Source organism: Legionella sp. PC1000 (assembly GCF_014109805.1).
Classification (GTDB): domain Bacteria; phylum Pseudomonadota; class Gammaproteobacteria; order Legionellales; family Legionellaceae; genus Legionella; species Legionella resiliens.
On sequence record NZ_CP059400.1, the window covers coordinates 2,804,915 to 2,818,163 of the forward strand.

The window sequence follows — 13,249 nt, forward strand, 5'->3', positions numbered from 1 at the left end:
TCTTGCAGAAATTTTAATTTTAACTTTGGAAAAGATAGAGTATTTGAGAATAAGAAGTACTGATGAAAAAGAATTAGATAAATTATCTCTACTTAAAGCGACCATATTGGCATTTTTACTTTGCAAATTTACAACAAAAATATAGCGTAACCCTAGTTGTCCACACAGTCATTCAGTGGGTTGTTACATTGCTAATTAATGATTTTTAATAATATTGGTTCTTCTTGATAAATTTGGCTTCGAACCGAGTGTCGGGATTCGAATCCCTCTGAGCGCACAATTTAAAATCAATGAGTTAGCTCCTATTAGGCTTCTCGCTATGATTATTTAGGCTGCCACCCCTATGAATGAAGCCAACATTATGGGATAATTATTGACCAATTTCAATAATGTTAGTTATAATTATATGAAAATAAAAGCAATTTTTTTAATGATCTCTATTTTTTTTCCTGTCGCTTTATTCGCTAGTACTGCAACTTGTCCTTTATCAAACGGAATCAATGTACATACAACAAAGCGAGTTTTAAATATCTGTAAACACGGCGCTGTAATCAAGAGCTTTAAAGTAGCTCTCGGATATAAAGGCGTCGGTAAAAAACATGCGGGCGATAATAAAACTCCAATTGGTTTATATAGGTTAGCTCATCCAAGAAAATCCAATCAATTTAAAGTTTTTATTCCAATTCTTTATCCGACTACAAAGCAATTAGCTGCAGGTTATTCAGGTAGAGATGTAGGGATTCATGGACCAACTCAGTCATCTACTATGTTTAGTTGGTTAAATAACTTACCCTACTCAACGCGTGGATGCATTGCTGTCGGCAAAAATAATTATATCGAGTATGTAGCAAATTGGGTAAAAGCCAATCCTGGAACTAAGGTTTTAATTATTTAAATTGAGACGAAATTAGATATCGTACATTTTCTTCGTACAAATGCGCGCTGTCCTTAGAGCTCAGAGCTACACCCATTGCTATCCACCGATATGTAAATTAGAACGGTGCCGACATTACCGCGCACCTGTGGAACTCAGTGGCAGTTGATGATGCCATTCGGAGATGCGGTTTTGAGTTCTTGATCTTTAACCAAGCCTGGTAGCTTGCTACTGCAAAGCATTTACTACCAGTGGTTCAGGCTTATAGTCTTTCATATTACTCACAATATCACGCAAGCGATGAGAAATGACCCCTTTTGGCCAATTTCCCCTCTGCTCTTGACTCAATTTTTGTTCAGCATTCTGGATGCAAGTATTAATATAATCTTTAAAATCTTGGCCAGGTGAAGGCTCAGATTTCATTAGCTCTTCGATCATTTCTTCGGCAAAACGACATTTATCCGATTTGCGTATTTTTTCTAGATTAATACTCTTACCTTTAATTCCAGTTTCTGTAAATAAGGCGTCTCGATAGTCTAATAACGCTTCAATTGCTTTCTTTCTTTGAGAAGCACATTCCTGATCTTGAAATTCAGGAGCATCTAATTTAGTTCGTAAGTCATCGGTATATCGTTGATCGAGACAGGCAATAAAAGTTGGAAAATTCGTTTCTATTTTTCCTTTAATTTCTTTTTCATCTTCTTTATCTTTAGGAATTTCAAATTTTTCGACATTAGGTGAATCAAGAATATCATCGATTGCATGATTAATAACTTTACCAAACTGACTCTTTGTAAGCCCTTTATCCTCGTCAAAAATCTTGAGGTTCTTTAATAGCCAATTAAGGCCATTTTTAAAACTATTATGCTGGTGACTATTTAATGCTGCATTTAATACTTCATAAACAGTTTTACCCGGATAGTTATTTCGGTTTTGCTCAAGCCAATTTTTTAAAAATTCACCTCTTAACTCGCCCTTATTGCTTACCCGCCAGTCCAGCTGAGCAAAAATATCCTCATCATCTGTATGTGAAATTATTAATCCTTCCCCATCTCTTAACTCTACTTTCATCTTATCTATTGGAATCAGTTTTAACTGATCACAGTGCAATTTGATATAGCGAACCCTGTCTGGTCCTAAGTTTCCTCCTACATTATCCCAGAAACAAGTAAATTCTTCTGGCTTTTTACCTAGAGTATTAAACAGATACTGGCCGAACATTTTACTACTTTGTGTTAGAAAATCTTTATCACGATAAAAAAAAGCCATAATAACTCCTTACAACAATCATTCCTATTAATTAATTTTATAACAATAAACTTAATCACATTCCAAATTGATAGGTATTTATTCTTTATATTTTCTTTCATTAAGGAATTCATGAAAAAAATTTAATTGAGTCTGAGCCTTCAAAATTTACGTTCCATGATTTTGACTCGAACAATAAATGCACTCGTATTAAACTTTGTATTGATACATTTTACACGATAATTTTTAGTTTTCTTAATGCATCTCAAAATAATAGGAATACCTATTGCAAGGTCCGTCAGGGTCAATCTAGAATCTAATCCAGGATTTTTTTAAATGATTTGAAGGATAAAGTCTATGAACAGTGAGTCATTTTTTTCATTTTTTAAAAACCTTTTTAGTAATGACTTTATGCCGCATGGACATTGTTATTTTTGGCGCCCTGACATAGTATGGTTGCATGTGATATCAGATAGCTTGATAGCACTTTCTTATTTTGCCATTCCAATCATTTTAATTTTTTTCATGTTAAAGCGAAAAGATTTTCCGTTCCCATGGGTTCTTATCATGTTTGGTGCTTTTATTTTGCTTTGTGGCACCACCCATGTGATGGGGGTAGTGACGTTATGGGATCCTTTATACCGTCTTGATGGAATAATAAAAGCGGCGACTGCAGGGATTTCCGTTTTGACTACGATTATGCTGGTTCCCTTAATCCCAATGGCTCTTTCTTTAAAAAGTCCTAAAGAACTTGAGGCAGCCAATTTACAACTTGCTGATGCCAATGAAAAATTAAAAGAAATTGATCGACTGAAAGACAATTTCTTTTCCAATATATCCCATGAGTTAAGAACACCACTTACTTTAATTATTGCACCTTTAGAGTCGTTTCTTGCCAAGGATTATGGCTCAATTTCAACGGCACAACGTAACGCTTTAGAGACAATGCATAATAATTCAATTCGACTTTATCAAATGGTCAATAGTATTCTTGATTTTGCAAAAATCAGCGCTCAAAAAATTGTAGTAACGCGCGAACCTGTGGATATTGTTGCACTAACTCAATCCATTACGGATGAGTTTAATCCTCTTCTTAAGCAAAAAAACATCAACATGCAATTTAAATGTCCTGTACCCCAAAAAATCGTGAGTCTCGATCGCTATTTATACGAACGTATTTTATTTAATCTATTATCAAACGCCACAAAATTTACTTTAGATCAAGGTTTGGTTTCTATTTTGCTCCATTTTGAAGGTGAAAAAGTAATCCTCACTGTCAAAGACAGCGGTATTGGAATTTCTAAAGAAGACCAGGAAAAATTATTTCAGCGTTTCCAACAAGTTGAAGGTTCTGCCACGCGACGCTTTGAGGGAACAGGACTTGGACTGGCGCTGGTTAAAGAATTTGCCCTTCTTTTAGAAGGAGATGTTACCGTCGAAAGCACCCTTAATAAAGGCTGCACTTTTGCAGTTGAAATAACAGCACCACCTGCAACTCTGGAGGGAGAAACCGGCACCAAATCGCTTGAAGGACGTTTTCAAAAATTTGCTACAACTCCGGTTTTAGAAAACAAACTTGCAAAGGATAAATCCATAAGTACTAAGGTTTCTAAGATATTAATAGCCGAAGATAATTTAGAACTTGGAACCTATACCGCATCCCTGCTCAATGAATTTGCTGAAACCAAACTCACAAGAGACGGGGAAGAAGCCTGGACAACTATTCAAAAGTGGAAACCTGATCTTGCTCTTTTAGATGTGATGATGCCAAAACGAGATGGGATTTCTCTATGCCGTGAAATTAAATCCTCACCAAAAACAGCCCATATCTCAGTGGTACTACTAACCGCATTAACCCACCGTGACGCGTTGGTTCGAGGTTGGGAAGCAGGAGCGGATGAATATCTGTTTAAACCTTTTCACCCCAAGGAGTTGATCACACGCATCAAATTGTTACTCGCTCATTCTATCGATAATAAACTTCTACAAGAGTTAAATCGAAAACTAATTGACTCGGCACGCTTGGCTGGAATGTCTGATGTCGCAAAATCAATGTTACATAACGTAGGGAATGTCTTAAATAGTGTTAATATCACAACGAATCTCTTATTAGAGCGATTGTCTAAATCAGAAATTAATAATTTAACTCAATTAACGGACTGGCTAAATACAGTTATAGAAGACCCTAAAGTTCTTACTGATGATAAGCAAAAACAAGCCTATCTTATTGATTATTTTACTGAATTAAATAACACCTTATTGGAAGAACAGAAAGAATGTGTTGAGGATGTAAAAATGCTCAATAAATATATCCAACACATTAAAGATATTGTTACCCTACAACAAAAAGAAGACAGACCTCTTGGTGTCATACAAGAAGTGAATATAGCCGAGGTGTTAGATGAAAGTTTGAGGATTAGCCTGCATGATGTGACCGATATTAAAATAGTTAAAAACTATAATGATATGTTAAAAGCTGTTCTAGATAAAATGAAGCTAGAAGACATATTAGTCAATTTAATGATCAATGCGAAAGAAGCCTTGCAAGAAGGTACACCAAAAGAAAAATATCTTATCATACACGCTAAAACCAAGGTCGTGAACGATAAGGAATGGCTAGAAATAGACATCGAGGATAATGGGATAGGTATTCCTCCAGATATTTTAAATAAAATTTTTACCTTCGGATTTACCACAAAGTCAGAAAACTGCGGTTTTGGCCTCCATTTTAGCGCTTTATCTACAAAGGAAATGGGCGGCAAATTAAGCGTTACCAGTCCAGGAGAATATAAAGGAGCTATCTTCTCCTTAAAATTACCCACCGTACCCCCACATACAAAAAAATGGGTAAAAATAACTACCTAACAAATTTTCCCATTCCCATCGAAGCAGATACATTGTGCTAAAATTAAACAATCAAGACATTAGCTAAATATAAAATTTAAGTAAAGATATAGGCATAATTCATTACTATCATTTATGGAGCTTATGTATGACCTCATCAACAATGGATATGAGTTTAGAGGAACAATACAAAATCTTAGAAAAATGGAATCAAACTGAATCTCAATATCCTTACGATAAAATCCTACCCGAACTGTTCGAAGAACAAATTGGAAAGGTATTCCATCAAGAAGCGTTGACCTATGAATCGAATACACTTACCTACGAAGATCTTAATAGTCAAGCCAATCAGTTGGCTCATCATTTAAGAGAACTGGGAGTGAAACAAAATACCTTAGTCGCAATCTGCATGGAGCCTTGTTTTGAATTATTAATTGGTATCTTGGGAATTTTAAAATCAGGGGGTGCCTACATTCCATTGGATCCGAACAATCCTGTCCTACGTCAAAAAACCATATTATCTGATTCATGTGCAAAAATTCTAATTACTCATTCTCAATTCGCGAATCAATTTGAAGGATTGACATCATCTCAAATGATCTATTGGGACGCAATTAAATCAAAGCTAGCCACATATCCAACCACCAACCCGAAGCATATTAATAAAACAAATGATTTAGCTTATGTAATCTATACTTCCGGGTCGACTGGAAAACCTAAAGGCGTAATGATTACACATCGTAATGTAAATCATTTCTTACATTGGTTTGGAAAGGCCATTTCCATTTCATCGGAAGATATTTTTGATTTTTCATCTTCCATTTCATTTGATTTTTCAGTGGCATGTACTTTATTTCCCTTGATCAAAGGAATAAAAATAGCAATTTGCTCTGAAACTGATAAAAAAGATCCCTATTTATATTTAAGGCATTTGCACGATACACATGTTTCGATTATTAAAATCACCCCAAGTCGTTTCAGACAAATCAATGACATTGTATTGAGCGAGAAAAAAATACTGGATTTAAAATACATTGTCTTTGGTGGTGAGACTTTGTTCGCAAGGGATATCAAGGATTGGTTAAAAAAATTTCCCAAACATAAACTGTTTTGTGAATATGGTCCCACAGAAGCTACCGTTGCATCATCATGGATGATCATTGATAAAAGTAATATTGATCAATATAAGCATCGAATTCCAATTGGAAAACCTGCATTAAACACGAAGATGTTTATATTGGATAAAAATATGCGTCCGGTAAGCGTTGGGGTTTTAGGAGAATTATATATTGGTGGTAATGGTATTGCTAAGGGATACTTGAATAAAAAAAAACTTACTGAAAAGAAATTTGTTAAAAATCCCTTTAACTCAGGTAGATTGTATAAAACCGGAGATTTATGTTGTTATTTAAACGATGGAACAATTGATTTTGTTGAACGAATCGATCATCAAATTAAAATTAGAGGATTCCGGGTTGAAATTGGTGAAATTGAACAATGTTTGACATCGCATGTGGGTATTCAAAATGTTGTTATTCAGGCGTGCTCAGGACGTGAAGAGTTTGAAGAAAAACAATTGGTTGCCTATTGCGTTCCCAAAAAGTCCGCAAAATTAGAAACCAAAGATTTGCGTGATTATCTTAAAAATCAATTACCTGATTATATGGTGCCCGCATTTTTTGTGATTTTAAACGAACTTCCCTTGTCCGCAAGTGGTAAATTAGATACCCATAAATTACCTCAACCTGAAGCCAAAGAATCTAGCCAAGTTATAAAACCACGAAATAAAATTGAAATCATACTTCAAAAAATTTGGATAGAAACATTAAATTTAAAGCATATTAGTATCGATGATAATTTTTTTGATTTAGGTGGCAATTCATTATCAGCGGCCCGATTGATCACAAAGATTCGACAAATCACTCATAAAAATATTTTATTACATGATTTGTATCATACCGGAACGATTGCTCATCTTGCTGATGTTATCAATAATGCAGCAGATATTTCCGATGATGAAGATGGAAAACATCATCCACCTCCTCTAAAGGCAATGCCCTTAAATGAATTGCAATTTTTACTCTGGTTAATGAGATTATTTTATCCCAAGTCGAAAGTATCCAATATAGTGGCTAGAAAACGTATTGCTGGAAATTTGGATAATAAGAAATTAAACAGCATCTTTGAATCATTATGTAAAAATCATCCAATTCTATGCTATCGCATCGCAAGATATTCACCTTTGCAATATCCGCAGGAAAATATTCTTCAATTTAAAGTCATTGAAAAGGACATTAGCGACTTGAAATTGGAAGAACAAGAACACGAGTTACATATGTCGTTAGATGAATTAGAAAATTACACGTGGAAGAATGGATCACCATTGATCCTATTTAAATTATTCCGACTCGGAAATAATTCTTGTGAAATACACATCGCATTATCCCATTTTGTCAGTGATGAAATATCAGCGGACATTGTGTTGAATGAGATGTCTCATGCATATGTAGAGTATAAGGAAGGATCTGGGACAGTCGGGCAACAGGAATTAGTTTTTTATGATTATATTCTATGTGAACAAAGAGATCTTAGTAAAAACTTATCTAAAAATATCGACTTCTGGGATGATTATTTAAAAAACATTCCCTTGCTGGTTTTTCCAAAAAATCAAATTTTAAATAGTATTAGCTCATCGTGTACTACGTATTTTGAGATACCAGAAAATGCCTTGCTAAGGTTACGTAGCTTTTGCAAAAAAAACCGTGTCGGTATTGGAGATACATTAATCGCAGCAACGGGTTATACTTTGGCTCCATATATCAATGATAAAAATAAAATAGCGATTATTAATTTTGTTAAATCAATCCGTGAAAATGATTCCTATGATAAAGCGGTAGGGCTTTTTGTTCGGAATGATGTGATTAAAATCGATTTAAATCAACCGGAAACCTTACTCAAATTGGCAAAGCAAGTACAGAATTCGCGAATTGAACATTATTATTATCAATCATGCCCCGCTATAATAAAAATTGCATTTCTTTTGCAAAAAGATTGGAAAAATAAAAAACTCAGTAATTTCCTTATAAAACTTTTCGCAAAAATGTATACACGTATTTTTTATAAATATAAATTAAATTATGAAATTTTATTGATGTTTGGTCGAGTTTTTTTAGCACGTAAAAAACATAGTTTTTTTGTTAATATCAATATCCTGAATCATTTTATTGATGATAACTCTGAAACAAAATTGTTTGGGTTTAAGCAAAAGCCATTTAAAGTGTATCATGATGATAAGTTAGTTGAAAAAAATGTACTCAATATTTGGTTTGATCGAGATGAACAGGGTAAGTCATATCTCATAATATCAGGCAATTTAAGATCTGAATTTCGAAATATTATTGGTTTCAATTTATTAAAACTCATTGACTCGTGTTCGTTACACGAGCTTTAAACCTAGAAAAAGCAGTTAAAATTCGTTGCGCTTCCTTGAAGGCAGCGCTTCAATGCATAGTAAGGAAGAACCATTGAATATTACAGGGATGTGATGTTTTGACTATCCATTACCTCTTTGTAATTTTGCCGTACATTGTTTGAAATAATCTATATACTTAAATAACGTGCTCCAACATTCAGGACGAGATTTCGAGTCATTTTTATTAGCTGAATAAACTGTATCTATGTCAGTAACGTTTTCATGAGTAACATAGTAACATTTATTATTTTTCAATGATGAAACAACCCGCACTAAATTAAAATTTTCAAAATGGAGCATGCAATCATCTGGCACAGCAAAACCTGATGGTAATAATCCTTGTTTCACTGCAAAGATGTAAGCATCCATGCGTTCTAAATATTGATTATTGCTATAAACGCAAAGCGATTTTCTTTTCGAATTAGCATGCGGACAAAAACTTTCTTTAAACCAGCCTAAGCAAGATAATGCTCTGTATTGACCAGGTGTAGCATCGCTTAATCCTGAATGAAAAGGATACATTCCGCCAGCACTTACACCGGCTAAAATGGGTAACCGTTTTTCGGATTTCAATTTATTTAGGACAAAAATAAATCCCGATTTTTCCCATATCTCCAACATTTTTTCTGTATTGCCGCCGCCAACAAAAAGTATATCTTGTTGCATAAGATGGGTTTCAAGTTGTTCTTTTGTTAACTGTGATTTTGTCAAGACTAATTCTGAAGTAATGGCACTTTTTCCAAATTTTGCACGAACAAATCGATTAAAGAAAACTCGTTCAATCAACCTATCATTACCGGCTGTGCCGATATAACAAAAACGAATACGCGACTTTTTAATTAAATCAAAGGCGTATTCCATAAATTGATTAAGTGTACGATTTAACTTCATGAAATTACTATCATCAAAGCTCATTAACAACATATGACTCATGTCGGCCCACTCTTAAAGAAAGGAATTAATAAGAATATATCTAATTTTTTGCGGATACATGCCTCACTCCTAATTATAGCATGTATTATATAAGACACCTCAAAAGCAGTCGGTTATTACATTAGAACTCATTTTTGTCAGAGCAATAATGGTTATATTGCCGACGTTCCGCCCCCACGACTTGTCCCTGAACGATCGTCAGTTTTTTAAATTTATCATGTACCACTTAAGTTTCTCTACGTACTGCTTTCCTACGTACCGCGCTATATGCCTGAGAGATGGTCACTTTTTGTGACTATCTCTCAGGACTTGTCCGCGGGATCCTGGAGATCTGCGCTAAAACACTCAACTCAGCGAACCATGGGCTTAGGAAGAGATGTGTGCAGACTTGATTCTAAAAATATTTTAATGAAGTATTTTGCTCTGTTTGTTCCTCTTGAGCATTTAAATCTATTTTGGGCTTTAATTCAGCAACATAACTAAGGAAAGTCAAACTGGCTTCATCCAATTTTGTATCACTACTCTGATCTGCAATAATATTTCGGACCAAAGTGATAACATTCTCTTTAGTCTCAGTTTTATCTTTTACGCTGGGATCAGGAATGAATTCGCCTCTGGGCCAGGGTGCTATTAAGCAATTTTGCAAAGGATCTGCTCCTAAAGATAATAAGGTTTCTATAATATTTTTTAATTTAGGATTATGCCAACGAATTTGGGGCTTATCTCTGTTAAGAACACATCTATGATCATTAGGACTCCAAACAGCATAATACAGGGGTGGCATAAACACGTAGACTCCATCATCTTGATAAAGACCAGTACAAAAGTAATCGCGGATATTAGCTCCTGATTCGACTAAAGCTTGCACAGATTGAGAATGTAGGCAGCCTACCGCTTCTTTTAATAAGCTAGAGAAATTTATTTCTACAGCAGGATAATGCAGCTTAAGAAAAAGCCGCAAAGAATGGGACGCATTAATGCGACAAAGGAATAGCAACATTTCATTACGCATGCCCTTTTCTATTTTTTCAGGATCCTTAAATAATAAAGAAAAATTAGTATACCATTTAGTAATTAATTCCTTATTAACTTCTTTCTGTATAAAATCATCCATTAGCTGGATAAAGGAATGATAGTTATTCAGTTCGAGTGTACATTTTTCCCATTCAATAATTAGATGAGCAACTCGGCGAGTTGAATCATTAAAATCCCAAAAAGCTTGGGATAAGGCTGAAACCGCTACCGCATAACAAAAATAGAGTTTCCGTTCCTCTAGCAGAGCAGAGTAAACTAAATCTGCTTTTTCATTATTGGGAAGATTAAAACAAAACTCTTCTCTAATTTTTTCCCGGTACATATGATTATAATTTAATCTACTTAGTACTTCCTGCCTCTCTTCCATTTTCCCCTCCATTGTAAATTGACTACCTTATAAATTTTTTATTAATCAATAAGTAAAAAAATATCAGCATTTGTATTTAAATAAAATATATTATGGAATTAGAGATTGTCGGGTTTGGAGTATTTGAGAATGTCTATGATTTTATTTTGCAATCGGTGACAGAATCTAGAAATAATTTATTTTTTATATCAGTGAGTTGGGATGCTTTTTCTATCAGGTCACTTCGATGATAGCAATTTAATTTGTTTTTAGCGTTGTTAATATGGTGTTCAACTGTTCGGGAGGAAATCTGCAAAACATGGGCGATCTGCTTTAAAGCGAATCCTTTGATTAAATAATAAAGACATTGTAACTCTCTTTGAGAAATAATATCGTTGTTAGAGAAAGTGGCCAAAGGAATTTTGCTAGCAATTTTTATAAGAATTAAAACGCCACTTACTTTATCCCTCATATAAACAGGCGATTTAACTGCAGTGCAAGTATACTTATTGTTTTGATGTACCATGTCCTCAGTAAATTCTATCGACCTTTGTGAAGACATTACTTGAAAATCATTTTCACGCCATTTGGCTGCATTTTCTTTCCATGGGAAATCAAAATTTGTTTTGTACAATAACTCATCTGGTGATAATTCTAAAAATTCACACGATTTTTCATTGCAATTGATGTATTTGCCTTCCGAATCTAAATGATAAACATGCCAATCAGATAAAAAGAATAAACTTTCCATGCTAATTGATGGTATTAAATCGTTGCTTTCAGATTTATTCTTATCACTCAATAGATGCATATTAATTTCATTTAAGGTTAATAGAAGAATAGATTAGGGCTATTATAGATTAAGAACAGTTAATTGTCCATATATTGTACATATCGTTTCAATGATACCACATGTTATATAGTCAATTAATCGCAAATATCAGTGTAAGAATCCATGGGGCAGAACAGTTTTCTTGTTATTCTCCCAAAGCCCACAATTGTTTATTTCGATCAATAATATAAACCGTACCATCATCGGCAATGGCTGGTGATGAAATGCCACCAAGTATACTCGTGTTTTTATCGACGTCATCAAGATTTAAAGAAAATGAATGGAGTCCTTCTTGAGCGTTGACATAAACACGATTTCCTGAGATGGCTGGCGATCCCAGTGCCGCACCAAGTGAATGCTCACTCATTTCAAATTGACGTAATAACCTTCCTCCTGCATCTAAAGCGACCACCCATGTACCCGCAGTAAAATAAATTTGACTAAGAAATGACGCAGGGGGTGATTGTATGGCTTTTCGAGCTTTATACCATGGTTTTAATAATTCAGAACCTGTTAACAGATCGTAAAAAGCTAAAGTACCGTCTTGTTGACCTGCTGCAACCATACTGCTTAAGAATATTGCCGGAGAAGCCCTTAATCTTGGTTTTGTTGAACGCTTATTCCATAAAGGCTGGAATTGTCGATTTTGCCAGCGAAATGCTGATAGTTGCTTGTAATTATCATCAACTACAATCACTGGTCTGGAGGAAAATGGACCAAAATCTGCGATGGCAATTGATGGCTCTGGCCACCCAAACAGTTGTTGGAGCGTTGGACCACCCCCGCTTGGCTCAAATTCCATGCCATTAAGGAAATCCCAAATGCCGCCAAAAATACCTCCAAGAGTTACCCCTCCGCTCGTTTCAATCGGAGGAGGAGGATATTCTGAAACGAAAATATTATTTACTACTTGCCCCATTTGGTCGATAGCTAATAATTCCATTCTTGATACAAGTCTAGTGAACAGTACTGGAATAAAAATGAGTGGTTCTTGTGTATTCCATATTTTGGGTGATGATAGAGTATAACCATCCGTTATATTTCGATTTGGATTAATTGGAAAATTGAAAATCCAACGTAGCTGCCCATCTGGGGTTAAGCTATGTAATTTACTGTGAGCTACATAGGAATATACAGTACTGCCTCCTCGATGATCACGAACTTTAGCTCTAAAAGTAGTAATAACATAAATATTGCCATTTTTATCTACTGCGGGGCTACCGGCAATAATGCTCCCGCGTTGATCCAGCATTCTTTTCCATCTTATTGAACCCGTTGGCGAGATAGCCACGAGTTCACCCAATAAATTGCCAATGTAAATAGTCCCATCATTGCCAATAACCGGTGAAGCAAAGGCTACAGGACCTACTTCTACCTGCCATTTTGCAGAAGATACAGGCATGTTAAAAAGAGGAGCAAATCCCTGGCTGGCCGCATTTGCTTGAAATTGATTCCAGTATGCCATTTTAGTCACTCCTTTCACTAAAAAGCTAAAATCATAACTTAACTAATTCCTGACTACAGCCTTTCCTTTTGCAGTTCTTTTTTTAAAGACTTATGCGAAACTCACTTTGAACAATAAAATCCAACTTGGTCAACATTTATTCTATTAATTCTATATCAGGACAGTTACTCCGTCAAAAAGATAAGAACTGATTAATAATC

At 34.8% G+C, this 13,249-nt stretch carries 8 protein-coding genes; 3 read left to right on the forward strand and 5 right to left on the reverse strand.

Going from position 1 to position 13,249, the window contains the following annotated elements; all coding sequences use genetic code 11:
- Positions 1–406 precede the first annotated feature (406 nt).
- Positions 407–895 (forward strand): murein L,D-transpeptidase family protein, encoded by a 489-nt coding sequence (locus FOLKNPGA_RS12300; RefSeq protein WP_182350178.1) that lies wholly within the window; start codon positions 407–409, stop codon positions 893–895.
- A 207-nt stretch (positions 896–1,102) separates the two neighbouring features.
- On the opposite strand, the gene FOLKNPGA_RS12305 is transcribed toward FOLKNPGA_RS12300, so the two are convergent.
- Positions 1,103–2,143, reverse strand: a complete 1,041-nt coding sequence (locus FOLKNPGA_RS12305) for a hypothetical protein (RefSeq protein ID WP_182350179.1) — start codon at positions 2,141–2,143, stop codon at positions 1,103–1,105.
- A gap of 336 nt (positions 2,144–2,479) precedes the next feature.
- Between FOLKNPGA_RS12305 and FOLKNPGA_RS12310 the strand changes: the two genes are divergently transcribed.
- Together FOLKNPGA_RS12310 and FOLKNPGA_RS12315 are read left to right on the forward strand one after the other, a co-directional pair.
- Positions 2,480–4,987 (forward strand): ATP-binding protein, encoded by a 2,508-nt coding sequence (locus FOLKNPGA_RS12310; RefSeq protein WP_182350180.1) that lies wholly within the window; start codon positions 2,480–2,482, stop codon positions 4,985–4,987.
- 127 nt (positions 4,988–5,114) lie between these two features.
- Positions 5,115–8,417 (forward strand): amino acid adenylation domain-containing protein, encoded by a 3,303-nt coding sequence (locus FOLKNPGA_RS12315; RefSeq protein ID WP_182350181.1) that lies wholly within the window; start codon positions 5,115–5,117, stop codon positions 8,415–8,417.
- Between the two features lie 102 nt (positions 8,418–8,519).
- Here the strand turns inward: FOLKNPGA_RS12315 and FOLKNPGA_RS12320 are convergent, their stop codons facing one another.
- The 4 genes from FOLKNPGA_RS12320 to FOLKNPGA_RS12335 all read right to left on the reverse strand — a co-directional run bounded on the left by FOLKNPGA_RS12320 (position 8,520) and on the right by FOLKNPGA_RS12335 (position 13,049).
- A complete protein-coding gene (locus tag FOLKNPGA_RS12320) occupies positions 8,520–9,362 on the reverse strand; it encodes a Type 1 glutamine amidotransferase-like domain-containing protein (protein WP_182350182.1) in 843 nt (280 codons plus the stop codon).
- Positions 9,363–9,765: 403 nt separating this feature from the next.
- A complete protein-coding gene (locus FOLKNPGA_RS12325) occupies positions 9,766–10,773 on the reverse strand; it encodes a hypothetical protein (RefSeq protein ID WP_182350183.1) in 1,008 nt (335 codons plus the stop codon).
- A 133-nt stretch (positions 10,774–10,906) separates the two neighbouring features.
- Positions 10,907–11,563 (reverse strand): PAS and helix-turn-helix domain-containing protein, encoded by a 657-nt coding sequence (locus tag FOLKNPGA_RS12330; RefSeq protein WP_182350184.1) that lies wholly within the window; start codon positions 11,561–11,563, stop codon positions 10,907–10,909.
- A gap of 166 nt (positions 11,564–11,729) precedes the next feature.
- On the reverse strand, positions 11,730–13,049 hold the full coding sequence (locus tag FOLKNPGA_RS12335; RefSeq protein WP_182350185.1) for a PQQ-binding-like beta-propeller repeat protein: 1,320 nt from the start codon (positions 13,047–13,049) through the stop codon (positions 11,730–11,732).
- Positions 13,050–13,249 lie beyond the last annotated feature (200 nt).